14 protein-coding genes are annotated in these 16918 nt (G+C 64.5%); 7 read left to right on the top strand and 7 right to left on the bottom strand.

The features are described 5' to 3' along the window. Positions 1-1021, bottom strand: a 1021-nt coding sequence (locus tag JQ566_RS31795) for a methyl-accepting chemotaxis protein (protein WP_479683933.1), incomplete at its 3' end; no start/stop codon positions are given. Between the two features lie 262 nt (positions 1022-1283). Here JQ566_RS31795 and JQ566_RS31790 point away from each other — a divergent pair. Together JQ566_RS31790 and JQ566_RS31785 are read left to right on the top strand one after the other, a co-directional pair. Next, positions 1284-2450, top strand: a complete 1167-nt coding sequence (locus JQ566_RS31790; RefSeq protein WP_212379740.1) for an FIST N-terminal domain-containing protein — start codon at positions 1284-1286, stop codon at positions 2448-2450. Next, complete coding sequence (locus JQ566_RS31785) at positions 2447-3811, top strand: hybrid sensor histidine kinase/response regulator (RefSeq protein ID WP_212379738.1); 1365 nt, start codon at positions 2447-2449, stop codon at positions 3809-3811. Before JQ566_RS31790 ends, JQ566_RS31785 begins: the two co-directional genes overlap by 4 nt. A gap of 146 nt (positions 3812-3957) precedes the next feature. Here the strand turns inward: JQ566_RS31785 and JQ566_RS31780 are convergent, their stop codons facing one another. The 5 genes from JQ566_RS31780 to JQ566_RS31760 form a co-directional block, all read right to left on the bottom strand. Beyond that, the gene (locus JQ566_RS31780) at positions 3958-4653 is read right to left on the bottom strand and encodes a response regulator (protein ID WP_212379736.1); all 696 of its coding nucleotides are present in this window, start codon (positions 4651-4653) and stop codon (positions 3958-3960) included. Next, positions 4641-4808, bottom strand: coding sequence for a hypothetical protein (locus tag JQ566_RS31775; RefSeq protein WP_212379734.1), 168 nt, complete (start codon positions 4806-4808; stop codon positions 4641-4643). The genes JQ566_RS31780 and JQ566_RS31775 overlap by 13 nt, the downstream gene beginning before the upstream one ends. Continuing rightward, positions 4805-5497, bottom strand: coding sequence for a response regulator (locus tag JQ566_RS31770; RefSeq protein WP_212379750.1), 693 nt, complete (start codon positions 5495-5497; stop codon positions 4805-4807). The genes JQ566_RS31775 and JQ566_RS31770 overlap by 4 nt, the downstream gene beginning before the upstream one ends. Positions 5498-5650: 153 nt before the next feature. Then, entirely contained in the window at positions 5651-6829 is a 1179-nt protein-coding gene (locus tag JQ566_RS31765; RefSeq protein WP_212379732.1) for a c-type cytochrome, read from the bottom strand. 143 nt (positions 6830-6972) lie between these two features. Then, positions 6973-8688 carry a PQQ-dependent methanol/ethanol family dehydrogenase gene (locus JQ566_RS31760; RefSeq protein ID WP_249139920.1) on the bottom strand — a complete coding sequence of 572 codons (1716 nt, stop codon included), beginning with the start codon at positions 8686-8688 and terminating at the stop codon, positions 6973-6975. Positions 8689-9827: 1139 nt separating this feature from the next. Here JQ566_RS31760 and JQ566_RS31755 point away from each other — a divergent pair. The 4 genes from JQ566_RS31755 to JQ566_RS31740 all read left to right on the top strand — a co-directional run bounded on the left by JQ566_RS31755 (position 9828) and on the right by JQ566_RS31740 (position 14930). Beyond that, the gene (locus tag JQ566_RS31755) at positions 9828-10313 is read left to right on the top strand and encodes a (2Fe-2S)-binding protein (RefSeq protein WP_212379730.1); all 486 of its coding nucleotides are present in this window, start codon (positions 9828-9830) and stop codon (positions 10311-10313) included. Between the two features lie 80 nt (positions 10314-10393). Beyond that, positions 10394-12736 carry a xanthine dehydrogenase family protein molybdopterin-binding subunit gene (locus tag JQ566_RS31750; protein ID WP_212379728.1) on the top strand — a complete coding sequence of 781 codons (2343 nt, stop codon included), beginning with the start codon at positions 10394-10396 and terminating at the stop codon, positions 12734-12736. A 14-nt stretch (positions 12737-12750) separates the two neighbouring features. Beyond that, positions 12751-13551: an FAD binding domain-containing protein gene (locus tag JQ566_RS31745; RefSeq protein WP_212379726.1), complete on the top strand. Its 801-nt coding sequence runs from the start codon at positions 12751-12753 to the stop codon at positions 13549-13551. Between the two features lie 257 nt (positions 13552-13808). Next, on the top strand, positions 13809-14930 hold the full coding sequence (locus JQ566_RS31740; RefSeq protein ID WP_212379724.1) for a CaiB/BaiF CoA transferase family protein: 1122 nt from the start codon (positions 13809-13811) through the stop codon (positions 14928-14930). A 224-nt stretch (positions 14931-15154) separates the two neighbouring features. Here the strand turns inward: JQ566_RS31740 and hppD are convergent, their stop codons facing one another. Continuing rightward, positions 15155-16270 (bottom strand): 4-hydroxyphenylpyruvate dioxygenase, encoded by a 1116-nt coding sequence (hppD, locus tag JQ566_RS31735; protein ID WP_212379722.1) that lies wholly within the window; start codon positions 16268-16270, stop codon positions 15155-15157. Between the two features lie 121 nt (positions 16271-16391). Between hppD and JQ566_RS31730 the strand changes: the two genes are divergently transcribed. Beyond that, positions 16392-16871, top strand: coding sequence for an Lrp/AsnC family transcriptional regulator (locus JQ566_RS31730; protein WP_167407263.1), 480 nt, complete (start codon positions 16392-16394; stop codon positions 16869-16871). Positions 16872-16918 lie beyond the last annotated feature (47 nt).

The raw sequence follows: 16918 nt of genomic DNA, 5'->3' as shown, positions 1-16918 counted from the left end.
GCAGCACGACGTCGAAATTGCCCGAGGCGAGCTCCCGCATCGCCTTGCACATCGCGATCATCGGACGCGAGATGCCGGTGCCGAGCAGGAAGGCGAGGACCGCGCCAAGCAGCGTGCCGCCGACGGCCAGCATCAGCACCAGTTGCTCGGTCCTTCCGATGATCGCCTCCGACTCCGAATCCAGCCGCTGCTGTTCGGCGACGAGGTCCGCCTTCATGGCGGTGGCGCCTTGCAGGATCGCACCGGCCGAGCCGTTCATCTCGGTGACGAGATCATCGACCAGCTTGGCATTGGCGATCAGCTTCTCCAGCGCTTCGCGATAGGCCCCGAGCAGCGCCTTGGCATCTTTCAGACCGGCGACGATCTTGTCGTCCATGGAGTAGACCGCGCCGAGCGAGTTCTCGACGAATTTCAGCCGCGCCAGCGCGCTGGTGGCGATCGCCTGGTCGGACGTCAGCACGAAATTGGTCGCGGCCGCGCTCGCGGTCTGGAATTGGGCGTTGACCTGCTTGGTGCCGAACTCGATCGCCTGCGCTTCGGCGTCGGACGCGTTGTTGCCGATGTCGTCGAGCTTGTACTTCAGGAGGTTGGCGTTGCGGCCGAGCTGGTTCTGCACCAGCAGCGCACTGTCGCGCTTGGCCTGGAGCACCTTCGCGAAGGTCGCGGAGAAGTTGGAAAACTCCTTGGCGAGCTTGTTGAGACTCTCCTGCCGCGCCGGCTTCTTGGCGCCCTTGATCGCCTGGTCGATGGCGCTCTTCAGGCTGCCTTCAGCATCCAGCGACGTCTTGGCGTCGTCTTCCTTGCCGGTGACGACGAAATATTTGGCGGCCGAACGGTAGGCGAGCAGCTCGCGGTCGATGTTGCGGGCGAGATCGGCCTCGGACACGCTGCTGCGGTACGATCCGACCCCGGAGGCGACCCGCTCGAAGCCGAAATAGGAGAAGGCCATGCTTCCCGCGGAGATCACCAGCACGGCGGCGAAGCCGAGAATGATTTTGGCGCGGAACCTGAGGGTCGGCAATAATGTGCGCTTAGACGGCGAGGCGATACGCCCGGACATTCCCAACCCCCAGCTCATGTTCTTTGCAGCGATTCTTCGGCCCGGAAGCAGCCCTTTCCGAACCGTGCGCAAAATTAAGGCAGAATCGTCAAGGGGTGGTAAATCCGTCCGGTCTGCATCCTTGCAGGGATCGGGCGCCGTGTTGCGGCTCACCGGAAAACGCCTTACGCTCGCATACTTATCAGGCACTTGGCGTTAGACCGAGCCTCGAGGGAGAAACGGAGTGGGGCAAACCGATTTTCGGTTTGGCGGTGCGTCTGGCGTTGCCGTGGCCAAGTCGAAGGCTGCGAGCGTCGATGAAGCCGTGGCCGAACTGGCGGCCCAGCTCCCCTCCGACGAGCTGGCGCTGATCCTGGTGTTCCTCTCCCCCAGCTACGACCCCCATCACTTCATCGCCGAGATCACCCGGCAATTCGATGACACTCAGGTCTGCGGTTGCACCACCGCGGGCGAGCTTGCCCCCGATGGCTGGGACGAGAACAGCGTCGTGGCGCTGGCGTTCAGCCGTGCCGACTTCTCCGCGGCGGTGCGGCCCATTTTCAACCTCGACAGTTTCCGCGTCGAGGACGGCCGCAGGATCGGCGGCGAGCTCCGGCACGAGCTGCTGCGGGCCACCCCGCAGGTCGACCGCGGCAGTCCCTTCGGCCTGGTCCTGATCGACGGCCTGTGCCGCCGCGAGGAAGCGGTGATGTCCGCGCTCTATGCCTCGCTGGACGACATTCCGGTCGTCGGCGGGTCCGCGGGCGACGGGATGCGCTTCGAGAAGACCTGGGTGTTCTTTGGCGGCAAGGCGCACACCAATGCCGCCCTGCTGATCCTGTTGAACACATCGTTGCCGTTCCGCGTCTTCAAGTGCGACAATTTCGAGCCGCGGGCGCAGAAGATGGTCGTGACCGAGGCCGACATCGAAAATCGAATGGTGAGGGAGCTGAACGCAGAGCCTGCCGCACTGGAATATTCGCGTGTGGTCGGCATCATGGACGCCAAGCTCGATCCGTTCTCCTTTGCGTCGCATCCGGTGCTGGTACGCGTCGGCGGCTCCTATTACGCGCGCTCGATCCAGCGCGTCGAACCGGACGGCTCGTTGCATTTCTTCTGCGCCATCGACGAGGGCATGGTGCTGACGGCGGCGACGTCGCGAAGCCTGGTTGGCGCGACCCGCGAGACGTTTGCCGACATCCGCGACCAGATCGGAGACGTCTCGCTCTATATCGGCTTCGAGTGCCTGCTCCGCCGGCTCGACGCCGAGCAGCACCAGCTCGCCCGCGACATGTCCGAACTGTACCGGCAGAACCGCGTGGTCGGCTTTCACACCTATGGCGAACAGTTCGGCTCGATGCATGTGAACCAGACCTTCACGGGCGTCGCGATCGGAAAGCGCACCGCGTGACGGAGACGTGGCAGGATCCGCAAGCCGTCGAGCAGCTGCAGCGGGAAGCCGCGAAGCTGAGGAAGATCAATGCCGCGCTGATGTCGCGCGTCGAGCGCTCGATGGACCAGCAGCTCAACGCCTTTTCATTGTTCGAAACCGCCATTGCGCTCGACCACAAGGTTCGCGACCGGACGCACCAGTTGCGCGAGGCGCTACATTCGGTCGAGCGCGCCAATGAGGGGCTCTACCGCGCCAAGCAGCAGGCGGAGGCGGCAAGCTCGCTGAAATCCTCGGTGCTGATCTCGGTCACCCACGACCTGTTGCAGCCGCTCAACGCGGCGCGCCTGACCCTGTCCGCGCTGACCGAGATGATGGAATCGCAGGAGGCGGGCCTGCTGATCGACCAGGCCGACCGCTCGCTGGTGATGCTGGAGGACCTGCTGCGGTCGCTGCTGGAGATCGCGAAGCTCGACGCCGGGGCGCTCAAGCCAGACGTGCGCGCGATTGCGCTGGCGCCCTTGTTCGAGCAGCTCCGCAACGAGTTCGAGCCGATCGCCGCGCGGCAAGGCCTGTCCTTGCGCATCCGCAGCTCACAGCTCGCGGTGATGTCGGATGCGATGATGCTGCGGCGGATCCTGCAGAACCTGCTTGCCAACGCCATCCGCTATACCCGCAGCGGCGGCGTCGTGATGGGATGCCGGCCGCGGGGCGACCAGATCTGCGTCCAGGTCTCCGACACCGGCCCTGGAATCGCGCAGGCGCAGCAGGAGGCCATCTTCCGCGAATTCCAGCGCGGCGAGGCGATTGCGACCGACCAGGCCGGCTTCGGGCTCGGCCTCTCCATCGTCCGCCGCTTCGCGACCGTGCTCGGGCACGAGGTGCGGCTGTCGTCGCAGCTCGGCAGGGGATCGACCTTCACCCTGGAGCTGGAGCCGGCCGACCTCACTGAAGTCGGCGACGAGGTGCATGCGGTCAAGCTCGCCGAGCGGCACTACAATTATAGCGGGCTCGAAGGCGCCAAGATCCTGCTGATCGAGAACGATCCGAACGGCTCGGAGGCAATGGCTGCGCTGCTGGAGGGATGGGGCTGCGACGTCGCGACCACGCGGTCGGCCGCGGACGCGCTGGTGCGCCTCAGCGAGCTCGGCGGCGCGCCCGATGCCGTGATTGCCGACCTCCATCTCGATCACGGCGAGAGTGGCCTGTCGGCCATCGCCGCCGTCCGGGAGCAGTTGAAGCTCGACGCCCCCGCCATGATCATCACCGCCGACTATTCCGAACAGGCGGCGAAGGAGGCGAGCCTCCACGGCCTCGAGGTGCTGAAGAAGCCGATCAAGCCCGCCGAGATGCGGGCGCTGCTGTCGTTCCTGCTGAGCTAGAGCGCGCACCTGGCGCCCATCAAAAGTCGCAAAACAACCCCATGCACAGTAGCGGTAATACCTTACATCAAGCCATGACTTTGACTTGTCGATGAATTACCTGCCCGATGTTACGCGCGCGGCGTGGCGAAAAGCGACGAATCAAATCACTGCCGATCCGGCTGAGCCCGCTCGTGCCTCGCCGCGGCCCCCTCGCCGGCCAGCGTCGCGAAATCGATCCGGGACATTTCCACGATGGCCTTGGTGCGGCTCAGCACGTTGAGCTTGCGCAGGATGTCGGAGACGTGGACCTTCACGGTGGTCTCGGAGATCTTCAGCTCATAGGCGATCTGCTTGTTCTGCAGGCCGCGCTTGAGCATTTCGAGCACGCGCAATTGCTGCGGCGTCAGATCGTGCAGGCGCCTGATGAGATCCTGCGCGGGGCCGGAGGCGCGCTGCGGGCGGACAAGTCCGCGATAGGCGGCGGGAACACAGACCGAGCCGCGCAGCACCTCGCCGATCGACTGCGCCAGTTCCTGCTTCGACGATGATTTGAGGATGTAGCCGGACACGCCGAGCGACAAGGCGCCGGACATGATCTGCGGATCCTGATGCCCGGACACGATGACGACGGGAATCTTGGGAAATGCCTTGCGGATGCGGATGATGCCCGAAAGACCTGTGGTGCCCGGCATCGACAGATCAAGCAGGATGAGGTCGAACTCGGTGGTCACTGCTACCTGCTCCAGCGCGCCGTCGATCGACGTCGCCTGAAGGATCTCGGCCGCCGGCGCCACCATCTGGAGCGCGCCCTCGAGGGCCTCGCGGAACAGCGGATGGTCTTCGACAATCAGAAATCGCATCGCGTATGAGCCATTCCTGGATGATTGCCCAGATGATCGACGGGTTCGAAGTCGAAACGAGAATGTCCCAGCCGGGTCAGGCCGGCTTGATCCAGGTCAAGCGCGACGTCAAGCGCGACGCCAAGCACGACGTCAAGCACGACATCGCGCGTCATTGCGGCCGCCCGCGGTCGGCCCGCGCATAGGGCCGGCCCTTGGGATCGGGCAGGTCCACCTTGCCGATCTCGATGATCGCCTTGTTGCGGCTGAACAGGCCGAGCTTGCGCAAGATCTCGGTGATGTGCGCCTTCACCGTGGATTCGGCGAGCTGAAGCTCCTGGGCGATCTGCCGGTTCGGATAGCCGCGCCGCAAGAGATCGAGCACGCGAAGCTGCTGCGGTGTGAGCTCGCGCAGCTTGACCTCGAGCGCCTTGCTGGCCTCGGCCCGCCGGCGCTGCGGCGCCGCCACGAAATCCTTCGGCACCGACACCGATCCATTCAGCACGCCCTCGATCGATTGCGCCAGCTCGCGCTTCGACATCGACTTCGGCAGATAACCGGCGGCCCCCAGCTCCAGCGCCTCGCGGACGACGCGCTGGTCCTCCTCGCTCGACACGATGGCGACCGGCAGGCGCGGATAAGCCTCGCGCAACCGCAGAAAGCCGGAGAAGCCGGTCGCATCCGGCAGCAAGAGGTCGAGCAGCGCGAGGTCGATGCCCTCGCCCTGCTCGGCCGTCAGGATATGAAGAGCATCCTCGATCGACATCGCCTCGAAGATCCGTGCCTCCGGCAAGGCCAGGCGCACCGCCTTGCCGAGCGCCTCGCGAAACAGCGGATGATCGTCGATGATCAGGAAGCTGGTCATGGCGCCTTCGCAGGACTGCACCGCCGAATAGTCCATCGTACAGCCATCCACCGCCGTGGCGGAAGAGGCAGAACCATGCGGGGCCCGTCCGGCACCGGGATGGTGCCGGATGGACGCTAGCACATCCTCCCGATCGGGTTCGGTCAAGATCGTTCAGTCGTTCGACTCGGACTGGACCGTCAGCAGGAAGGAATAGATGCTGTCGAACTGGTCGTCGGTGTAGACCTCCTTCCAGGCCGGCATGCCCTTGGTCGGCCGTCCCTCATGCACGGTCGTCCAGAACTTGTCGCGCATCTCGTCGCCGTAGCGGTGACGCAGCAGCCGCAGATCGATCTTCCGCTCGCTCTGGATCGCGTCGGGACCGTGGCAGTGCGCACAGGTTCCGTTGAAGATCTCCTTGCCCGCGCCGATGGCCTCGGTGCCCGGCGCGACCGCATCGCCCTTGGTCTCGGTCGCCACGACATTGGCGACCTGCGCCACGCCGGCTCCGGTTCCCGTCCCTGTCGTGATCGTCGCCGGCATCGCTCCGAAGCGAACCGGCTCGCCGGTCGGCAGGCCGTATTTCACCGCGAGCTCGCCGATCGTGCTCTGAAGCTGCGGCAACACGGCATCGACGCGATCGCGCAGCTCGGTCGAGGTCTTCGCAAAGCCGATGGCCGTGTCCCACAACAGGCCTTCGCCCTCGGTGAGCTCGATCTGATAGCGGTCATTGTAGCTGGTCTTGTTCAGCCAGCCGGCGACCGGCCCCCAGATGAAGGCGACGTCGGCCCTGCCCTGGTCGAGCGCCTGCATGCCTTCCTCGGGCGACAGCACCGTCACCTTCTGGATGTCGTCGCGGCTCGCGAGCAGGTTTTGCGGCGTGCTGGCGAACTGCACGGCAACCCGCTTGCCTTTGAGGCCGTCGATGCCGCCGGGTGCCTGGCCCTTGGCGGCCACGAGAGCATAGCCCTCCTTCGCGAAGGCGTTGGAGAAGATCACGGCCGGTCCCATGAAATCCTCGGAGCGCGGCAGCCCGATCATGGCGTCGCATTGCTTGCCGAGCAGCGTGACGCGCACGGTGCGCTTGCCGAAATAGGATTTGTACCAGTCGTAGGCGATCGGCCGGCCGAGCGCCTGCGCCAGGGCCTGTCCGATCTCGACATAGAAGCCCGGCTTCGACGGACTATCGCTCGAGAATGGAAGGTTGGTCGGGTCGGCGCAGAGACGGAACGGCTGCGCCTCGTCGGCGCGCAGCGGCGAGGCCGGAACGATCAACGCCGCGGCGGCACATGCGAGCAGGCCTGCGATGGCGCGATGTCGGCTCGCACCGATGCCGGAATGATTCGGACGCATCTCGTCTCCCTTGGCGTTTCCTTTGGCGTTTCCCTTGGCGTTGTTGGGACAGGCGCGGCGGCACCAGGCATCGGCTGATGCCGCAGCTCATGTCTGGAAAAAATGCGCGCGTATCCCGTCACCTCGGGGATACGCGCGCGAGGTCACTGGACGGAGAACACGAAGAGCGAACCGCCCTCGGGGGCTGCGGCCGTCATCTTCTTCCCTACCTCGCCCAGGAACGCAGGGAGCGCAGCCGTGCGGCCGACGACGATGGCGACGTATTGCTTGCCGTCGACCTGGTAGGTCACCGGGCCTGCGCCGATGCCGGAGCCGAGATTCTTGCTCCACAGCACCTTGCCGGACTTCGCGTCGATGGCGCGGAAGTCGCCATGGATGTTGCCGGCAAACACGAGGCCGCCGCCGGTGGTCAGCGTGCCGCCGTTGAACGGCAGGTCTTCCTTGATCGACCAGACCTTCTTCTGCGCGACCGGATCCCAGGCCACGAGCTCGCCGAGGAAGCCGCCGGGGCCTTCCTTGGTCGGGAATTCGGCGCCGAGATAGAACACACCGCGCTTGTAGGCGACATCGCTGACCGACCAGTCCATGCAGACATTGTTGGACGGGATGTAGACGAGGCCGGTCTGCGGGTTGAACGACATCGGCTGCCAGTTCTTGCCGCCGATCAGGTTCGGACAGATGTCCTTGGCGGGATGGCCCGGCCCGGGACGCTTGTCGGGATCCTCGACCGCGCGCATCGTGGCGACGTCCCACTTCTTGGCCCAGTTGGAGAACACGTATTTCTCCGCCGACAACACCTTGCCGGTCTCACGGTTGGCGACGAAGAAGAAGCCGTTGCGATCCGCCTTCATGAGGGTCGGAACGGTGCTGCCGCCGATCTTCAGATCCGCGAGCACCGCTTCGTTGACGCCGTCATAGTCCCAGGCGTCGGCCGGCGTGGTCTGGATATGCCACTTGATCTTGCCGGTGTTGGGATCGAGCGCGAGCGTCGAGGCGGTGTAGAGGTTGGTCAGCTTGCCGAAATTGCCATCGCCGGTCGAACGCACCGCAGTGTTCCACGGAGCGGGATTGCTGGTGCCCCAATAGACCGTGTCGCTCTTCGGATCGTAGGAGCCGACCAGCCAGGCCGCGCCGCCGCCATGCTGGGCGGAGTCGCCCTTCCAGGAATCGCCACCCGGCTCGTCGGGCGAAGGAACGGTGTAGGTCTGCCACACCTGCTTGCCGGTGTTGATATCGAAGGCCTGCAGCGCACCGCGCACGCCGTATTCGCCGCCGCCGAAACCGGTGATGACCTTGTCGCGCACGACGAGCGGCGGCGAGGTGATGACCGATCCCTGCTTGTAGTCGACCACCTTCGCCGTCCACAGCGCCTTGCCGGTCGCGGCATCGAGCGCCGTCAGCTTGCCGTCGAGGCGGCCGACGAAGATCTTGCCGTCGGCATAGGAGACACCGCGGCTGTTCACGTCGCAGCAGGCGTATTGCAGCACGTCCTCGGGAATGTCGGGCTCCCAGGTCCATTTGCGCGCGCCGGTGGCCGCATCGAGCGCATAGACGTATTTCGGACCCCACGAGCTCGAAACGTAGAGCGTGTTGCCGACGACGATCGGCGAGGATTCGTTCGAACGCAGCGAGGCCAGCGAGAACGAATAAGCGAGTGTCAGCTTGCCGGCGTTCTCGGTGTTGATCTGCTTCAGCGGACTGAAGCGCGTGTTGCCATAGTCGTGGCCTGCAACGGCCCACTGATTCTGGTCGGATTGTGCCTTGAGCAGGGAGTCGTTGGCGCGAACGCCCGGTGTAACGGCGGCAAGCATCGCAATCATGGAGATGCCAGCCAAAAAGCCCTTCGTTCCAAAGGTCATGTATTCCCTCCGCGATGTTGTTGTGCACGCCTCGTTGGGCGCCTGAGCGCATTGCGCTCGTGATGCGCAGTTTTGCTGCGAGCCATCGTTCGAAATTACAGCATCGCCTTTTCGCGCTTAGTATAGGCGGAAGGTAGTAGTGCAAATCATTGGCGGCTTTCGCCGCGCATCTCGTTGTCAAAGCTCGGCTCTTTGCCTTGATTTGCAGGTCGAAATGCACCCGAGCGCGTGCAGAGACCGACGTCGCCTCACTCTCGGTCGTCGTCCCGGACAAGCGAACTCTTGGCAACGCGTAGCGTTGTCCAGAGTGAGCGCTGTTCCGGGACCCATACCCACAGGACTCAGTTTGGCGCGGGCTGATAACTCCGAGTCCCCGTAACCACGTCTGCCTGTGGCTATGGGTCCCGGATCTGCGCTTACGCTTGTCCGGGACGACGGGGGAGTTTGCGGCGCGACCTTGGTTCGTCCTGCTGCTTCGTCGGCTTAGCAACGTCGCTCTGCAATCCGCTCGCGCGCATCTCATTCACTCGATGTCATTCCGGGGCGCGCCCCTTGGCGCGAACCCGGAATCCATTTACCCGCGGATTCTGCGGCCCGATGGATTCCGGACTCCCTCGCTCCGCTCGGGCCCCGGAATGACGGAGTGGACTGCTGGAGTCGCAACACTCGGGCGTCCTAGCCGGCGAGCCTCGTGCGGGCGCGGCTTCGCTGCATCGCCATAAGCAAAATCAATGACTTAGACCGTCGCCGCCTACTACCAAGATCGCGATTACAAAGGCGTGAGCGCGTGTTCCTATTTCGCGCAACGAACGAGGCATCAAGGGAGAAACGACGCACGGCCGGGCCGGGTCCAGTGGCAAGTGGCAAGCATGACCAAGGCTCGCGCCACCAGGACAAGCGCTCCGCATGATGGCCGTCGAACGCGCCATCGCAGATGGAGGAGCGCGCTTCTCCGCAAGCTTCCTGCAAGGTCGCGCCACGCACTGGCGGCGGCGCGGAATGTCGCGACCGGATCGTACGACTGCGACGGCCGCCTGATGTCTTTTACATGACGGGCGGTCACCAAAATCCCAGTTGCAAAGTTTCGCTCGCGCTGTCTCTAATTAGAACCAATCAAAATCACTCTGGGAGGACTTCAAGTGTCTACAGTCAAACTGACGGTCAACGGCAAGGCCGTTGCTGTCGACGTCGAGGACCGCACGCTGCTGGTCCAGCTCCTGCGCGATCACCTCAATCTCACGGGAACCCATGTCGGCTGCGACACCAGCCAGTGCGGCGCCTGTGTCGTGCACATGGACGGCCGTGCGGTGAAATCCTGCACCATGCTGGCAGGGCAGGCCGACGGCGCCAGCATCACCACCATCGAGGGCATTGCCAAGGGCGACGAGCTGCACCCGATGCAGGCTGCCTTCCGCGACAATCACGGCCTGCAGTGCGGCTTTTGCACCCCCGGCATGATCATGTCCGCGATCGACATCGTGCATCGCCATGGTGGCCAGCTCGACGAGGCCACCGTCCGCCACGAGCTCGAGGGCAATATCTGCCGCTGCACCGGCTACCACAATATCGTGAAAGCCGTGCTGGATGCGGCCGGACGCATGAAGGTTGCGCAGGCGGCCGAGTAAAGCGGCCGCCGCGACAAGAAAACCACTGCCGCTTTCGAGGGAAAGCGCAGGTCAACAAATTCCGGTCGGGAGGACCAGACATGGGTGTTGAAGGCATCGGCGCGCGCGTCGTGCGCAAGGAAGACAAGCGTTTCATTACCGGCAAGGGCCGTTACGTCGACGACATCAAGCTGATGGGCATGACCCATGCCTATTTCATCCGCAGCCCGCACGCGCATGCCAAGGTGAAGGGGATCGACTCGTCCGCCGCACTGAAGATGCCGGGCGTGGTCGCGGTGCTCACCGGCAAGCAGCTCGTCGACGACAAGGTCGGCAACCTGATCTGCGGCTGGGCCATCACCTCCAAGGACGGCAGCCCGATGAAGATGGGCGCATGGCCGGCCATGGCGCCCGAGACGGTGCGCTTCGTCGGCCAGGCCGTCGCCGTCGTGATCGCCGAGAGCAAGAATCTCGCGCGCGACGCGGCGGAAGCCGTCGTCGTCGATTACGAGGAGCTTCCCGCGGTCGCCGACATGCACGCCGCCATCAAGGCCGGCGCGCCGCAGCTTCACCCCGAGGCCCCCGGCAACCAGGTCTATGACTGGGTGATCGGCGACGAGAGCGCCACCGATGCCGCCTTCGCCAAGGCCGCCAATGTGGTGAAGCTCGACGTCACCAACAACCGCCTCGCCCCGAACGCGATGGAGCCGCGCGCGGCGATCGCCGATTACGACGCGGCGGAAGAGCACTTCACGCTCTATACGACCTCGCAGAACCCGCACGTCGCCCGCCTCGTGCTGTCGGCGTTCTACAACATCGCCCCCGAGCACAAGCTGCGCGTGATCGCGCCCGACGTCGGCGGCGGCTTCGGCTCCAAGATCTTCATCTATCCCGAGGAGATGGTGGCGCTGTGGGCCTCGAAGAAGGTCGAGCGTCCCGTGAAATGGACCGGCGACCGCACCGAGGCCTTCCTCACCGACGCGCATGGCCGCGACCATATCACCCATGCCGAGATGGCCTTCGACACCAACAACAAGATCATTGGCCTGAAGGTGAAGACCTACGCCAATTTCGGCGCCTACATGTCGCTGTTCTCGTCCTCGGTGCCGACCTATCTCTACGCGACGCTGCTGTCGGGCCAGTACAACATCCCGGCGATCCATGCCGAGGTGATCGGCGTCTACACCAACACCACGCCGGTCGATGCCTATCGCGGCGCGGGCCGGCCCGAGGCGAGCTATCTGATCGAGCGGCTGATGGAAACGGCGGCGCGGCAGTTGAATGTCGATCCGGCGGAATTGCGCCGGACCAACTTCATCACCCAGTTCCCGCACCAGACGCCCGTGATCATGGCCTACGACACCGGCGACTTCAACGCCTCGCTCGATGCCGCGATGAAGGCGATCGACTATGCCGGCTTCGCCGCACGCAAGGCGCAGGCAAAGTCACAAGGCAAGCTGCGCGGCATCGGCGTGTCCTGCTACATCGAGGCCTGCGGCATCGCGCCGTCGAAGGCGGTCGGCAGCCTGGGCGCCGGCGTCGGCCTGTGGGAATCGGCCGAGGTCCGCGTCAACCCCGTCGGCACCATCGAGATCCTCACGGGATCGCACAGCCACGGCCAGGGTCACGAGACCACCTTCTGCCAGCTGGTGGCGGACCGCCTGGGCATCCCGATCAGCCAGGTCTCGATCGTCCATGGCGACACCGACAAGGTGCAGTTCGGCATGGGCACCTACGGCTCGCGCTCCGCGGCCGTCGGCCTCACCGCGATCCTGAAGGCGATGGAGAAGATGGAATCCAAGGCCAAGAAGATTGCGGCGCATGCGCTGGAGGCGTCGGAAGCCGACATCGTCATCGAGAACGGCGAGTTCAAGGTGACCGGCACCGACAAGGCGATCGCCCTGCCGATGGTCGCGCTCGCGGCCTACACCGCGCACAACCTGCCTGACGGGATGGAGCCGGGCCTGAAGGAGAGCGCCTTCTACGACCCGACCAATTTCACCTTCCCCGCCGGCGCCTATATTTGCGAGCTCGAGGTCGATCCCGGCACCGGCAAGACCTCGTTCATCAACTTCGTCGCGGCCGACGATTTCGGCCGGCTGATCAACCCGATGATCGTCGAGGGCCAGGTCCATGGCGGCCTTGTGCAGGGCATCGGGCAGGCGCTGCTCGAGCACGCGATCTACGATGCCAACGGCCAGCCGGTCACGGCCTCGTTCATGGATTACGCCATGCCGCGCGCCGACGACGTGCCGTCGTTCAACCTCTCCCACACCACGACGCTGTGCCCGGGCAATCCGCTGGGCATCAAGGGTTGCGGTGAGGCCGGCGCAATCGGCGCGTCGGCGGCCGTGATCAACGCGATCACGGATGCGATCGGCAAGAACAATCTGGAAATGCCCGCAACCCCCGATCGGGTGTGGCGCACGATCCACGCGGCTTAAGAGGGAGAGCCAAGATGTACCAGACCACTTATCATCGCGCCTCCACAGTCGACGAGGCCGCCAGCCTGTTCGCCAAGGGCACCGAGGCGAAATTCCTCGCCGGAGGCCAAACCCTGCTGCCGGTCATGAAGCAGCGCCTCGCCAGCCCCTCCGACGTGATCGACCTTGCCAAGATCAAGGAGCTGATCGGCGTGGAGGCCTCGGGCGACACGCTGACCATCAAGGCTGCGACGCCGCATTACGACGTCGCGACCAGCGACGTCGTGAAGAAGGCGATTCCGGCGCTCGCCTACCTCGCGACGCTGATCGGCGATCCCGCCGTGCGCTATCGCGGCACGATCGGCGGCTCGATCGCCAACAACGACCCCGCCGCGGACTATCCGGCCGCACTGCTCGCGCTCGATGCGACCGTGAAGACCAACAAGCGGTCGATCGCGGCCGCCGATTTCTTCAAGGGCCTGTTCACGACCGCGCTTGAGGACGGCGAGATCGTCACCGCCGTGTCGTTCCCTGTTCCGGCGAAAGCGGGCTATTCCAAGATGCCGCATCCGGCCTCGCGTTTCGCGCTGACCGGCGTGTTCGTCGCGCAGACCAAGTCGGGCGAGGTTCGGGTGGCCGCCACCGGCGCCTCGCAGAATGGCGTGATGCGGGTGCCTGCGATCGAAGCCGCGCTGAAGGCGAACTGGTCGCCGGCAGCGATCGACAGCGTCAGCATTCCGGCGAGCGGATTGCTCGCTGACATCCATGGCACGGCGGAGTACCGGGCCAACCTGGTCAAGGTGATGGCGCAGCGGGCGGTGGCTGCTGCGGGCTGAGCATGATCCGGAAAAGTGTGAAGCGGTTTTCCGGCAAGATCATGCTCGAATAGAGCGCTCCAGCGTCTCAGCACAAATTTTCCGCGGCGCGCACTTCGGTGCGCGCCGTTTTATTTTGGCCATGCGGCATGAAAACCGCTTGCCTCGCTGGAGCGAAGGCGGGAAAAGTTAATCGCTCAATTAACTCGCCCACAGAGGAACGTCCGAGGCAATTGCCGGATCACCGGCATCCGCCCGCGACCCGAGGAAACAACAAAGTGCTCGATCAATCAGCCCCAAAAAAATCAGAAGGCTCCTCCGTCCGCACTTCCGGCCCGCTCTCGGGCTTCCGCATCGTCGAGTTCGCCGGCATCGGGCCCGGTCCGTTCGCCTGCATGATGCTGGCCGACATGGGCGCCGACGTCGTCACGCTCGACCGCGTCGGCGCGAAGAAGAGCATGAAGTCGGTGGCGGGCCGCGGCCGCAAGGTGATCGAGCTCGACCTCAAGGACAAGGCCGCGATCGCAGAGGTGCTCGACCTGCTGGCCAGCGCCGATGCGTTGATTGAAGGGTTCCGTCCCGGCGTGATGGAGCGGCTCGGGCTCGGGCCCGAAATCGTGCTCGCGCGCAACCCGAAGCTGGTCTATGGCCGCATGACCGGCTGGGGTCAGGAAGGCCCGCTCGCCAACGCCGCCGGCCACGACATCAACTACATCTCCATCACCGGCGCGCTCGCTGCGATCGGCACGAAGGAAGCGCCGGTGCCGCCGCTCAACCTGGTCGGCGATTTCGGCGGCGGCGCGCTCTATCTCGTCGTCGGCGTGCTCGCAGCGCTGCTGGAAGCTTCGAAGTCCGGCAAGGGCCAGGTGGTCGATGCCGCGATGTGCGACGGCGCGGCGTCGCTGATGTCGTTCTTCTTCGACATGACCACGATGGGACGCTGGACCGAGGGGCGCAACCAGAACTTCCTCGACGGCGGCGCGCATTTCTACGGCGTCTATGAATGCGCTTGCGGGCACTTCATTTCGATCGGCTCGATCGAGCCGCAATTCTACGCGCTGCTGCGCGAGCACGCGGGCCTGACGGACGCGGATTTCGACGCGCAGATGGATCGCAAGGCCTGGCCGGCGCTGAAGGAGAAGCTGAAGGCCGTATTCAAGAGCAAGACACGCGAGGACTGGTGCAGGATCATGGAAGGCACCGACATCTGCTTTGCGCCGGTGCTGACCATGTCGGAAGCGACACAGCATCCGCACATGGTCGCCCGCAACGTCTTCGTCGAACGCCACGGTGTGAAGCAACCGGCCCCCGCGCCGAGATTCTCACGCACGCCATCGGCCGTGCGCGAGCCGGAGGCGGTGGAGATTGATGCGGTGACGAAGGCGTGGGCCGGGCGTTAGGCTCTCGCTGCCGCGTCAAACCCCGCTGTCGTCCCGGACAAGCGCGCTATAAGCGCGCGCCGATCCGGGACCCATAACCACAGGATTGGGTTTGGCGAAGATTCGTGGTTCGGTACTCCGACCGAACACAATCGAAGAATTCCGCGGTATGGGTCCCGGATCTGCGCTTACGCTTGTCCGGGACGACACCTGTCGTGACGAGACAGCGTGGCTATCGCGGCGACCTACGCCGCATCCACCTTCAGCACGCCGCGCCTGATCTGATCCTCCTCGATCGATTCGAACAGGGCCTTGAAATTGCCCTCACCGAATCCGTCGTCGCCCTTGCGCTGGATGAACTCGAAGAAGATCGGGCCGATCGCGTTGGCCGAGAAGATCTGCAGCAGCACCTTGGTCTGGCCGCCTTCGACCACGCCTTCGCCGTCGATCAGGATGCCGTTCTTCTTGAGACGTGCGACGTCCTCGCCGTGCTTGGGCAGGCGCGTGTCGACCTTCTCGAAATAGGTGTCGGGCGGTGACGGCATGAAGGGCAGGCCGGCCTCGCGCAGGCCTTCGATGGTGCGGTAGATGTCGCGGCAGCCGCAGGCGATGTGCTGGATGCCTTCGCCGCGGTAGGTCTTCAGATATTCCTCGATCTGGCCGGACTCGCCGGCGTCCTCGTTGATCGGAATCCGGATCTTGCCGTCCGGGCTGGTCAGCGCGCGCGAGAACAGGCCGGAGGCGCGCCCCTCGATGTCGAAGAAGCGGATCTGGCGGAAGTTGAACAGCTTTTCGTAGAAGCCGGCCCAGACATCCATGCGGCCGCGATGGACGTTGTGGGTGAGATGGTCGAGATAGAACAGGCCGGCGCCGACCGGCCTGGGATCGCGCGCGCCCAGCCATTCGAACTCGGCATCATAGGCCGAGCCGTTGTCACCGTAACGATCGACCAGATAGAGCAGGCTGCCGCCGATGCCCTTGATCGCGGGGACTTGAAGCGTCTTCTGCGCCGATGACACGTCGGCCGGCTCGGCGCCGAGCGCGATCGCGCGGTCATAGGCCGCCTTGGCATCGACCACGCGGAACGCCATCGATGGCGCGCAGGGGCCGTGGGCGGCGACGAACTCATAGCCGTGGGTGCCCGGCTCCTCGTTGACGAGATAGTTGATGTCGCCCTGGCGGTAGACCGTGATCCTCTTGGTCTTGTGGCGCGCGACGGGCGCATAGCCCATCAGCTTGAACAGCGCGTGCAGCTCGTCCGGATTGGGATGGGCGTATTCGACGAACTCGAAGCCGTCGGTGCCCATCGGATTGTCGGCGCTAATAGTGGCCGGCGGTGCATCGTGCGGAAACGGACCCATGGCGTTCTCCCAAATGGCTGCTGGCAGGAACTATCCTTCATGGGGCGCGCAAGAGGCGTGCAAACGGGATAGGATTTGGCTATCATATGCACGATCCGTGCATAAAATGGACATAATACGCATGATCTCCGTGGACGCGTTCGACCTCAAGATCCTGACCGCGCTGCAGGACGACGGCCGCCTCACCAACCAGGAGCTCGCCGATCTCGCAGGACTATCCGCCTCGCAATGCTCGCGCCGGCGCATGCGGCTGGAAGAGGAGAAGGTGATATCGGGCTATCACGCCGATCTCTCCAGCGAGGCGCTCGGCTTCGGCGTGATCGCCTTCATCCAGGTCGGACTCGCGACCCACTCGCCGGACAACTCCAAGCGTTTTCGTGCGCTGGTGAACCGGATCGACGAGATCCAGGAGGCGTATTCGCTGACGGGCGATGCCGACTATGTGCTGAAAGCCGTGCTGCGCGATCTCAAGGGCCTCTCCAACCTCGTCAACGACGTCCTGATGCCGCACCAGAGCGTGGCGCATGTGCGCTCCTCGATCGTGCTCGACCGTCTCAAGGAAAGCGCGAAGCTGCCGCTCAAGGAGATCAAGCCGGGCTGAAATCGAGGGAACTATGACATTCGCGCTTTTCGCACTGTCTGCGATAA

This window comes from Bradyrhizobium sp. SZCCT0231 (assembly GCF_018130245.1).
Lineage (GTDB): Bacteria > Pseudomonadota > Alphaproteobacteria > Rhizobiales > Xanthobacteraceae > Bradyrhizobium > Bradyrhizobium japonicum_F.
Note: the sequence above shows the minus strand (reverse complement) of the source record. Positions and strands in the feature narration are given on the sequence as shown.

What these genes read in the sequence shown, in the direction of transcription:
- hppD (WP_212379722.1), bottom strand. Translation starts at nt 16,270, where the DNA reads ATGGGTCCGTTTCCGCACGATGCACCGCCGGCCACTATTAGCGCCGAC.
- JQ566_RS31775 (WP_212379734.1), bottom strand. Translation starts at nt 4,808, where the DNA reads ATGACGCGCGATGTCGTGCTTGACGTCGTGCTTGGCGTCGCGCTTGAC.
- JQ566_RS31780 (WP_212379736.1), bottom strand. Translation starts at nt 4,653, where the DNA reads ATGCGATTTCTGATTGTCGAAGACCATCCGCTGTTCCGCGAGGCCCTC.
- JQ566_RS31760 (WP_249139920.1), bottom strand. Translation starts at nt 8,688, where the DNA reads ATGACCTTTGGAACGAAGGGCTTTTTGGCTGGCATCTCCATGATTGCG.
- JQ566_RS31770 (WP_212379750.1), bottom strand. Translation starts at nt 5,497, where the DNA reads ATGACCAGCTTCCTGATCATCGACGATCATCCGCTGTTTCGCGAGGCG.
- JQ566_RS31750 (WP_212379728.1), top strand. Translation starts at nt 10,394, where the DNA reads ATGGGTGTTGAAGGCATCGGCGCGCGCGTCGTGCGCAAGGAAGACAAG.
- JQ566_RS31765 (WP_212379732.1), bottom strand. Translation starts at nt 6,829, where the DNA reads ATGCGTCCGAATCATTCCGGCATCGGTGCGAGCCGACATCGCGCCATC.
- JQ566_RS31745 (WP_212379726.1), top strand. Translation starts at nt 12,751, where the DNA reads ATGTACCAGACCACTTATCATCGCGCCTCCACAGTCGACGAGGCCGCC.
- JQ566_RS31730 (WP_167407263.1), top strand. Translation starts at nt 16,392, where the DNA reads ATGATCTCCGTGGACGCGTTCGACCTCAAGATCCTGACCGCGCTGCAG.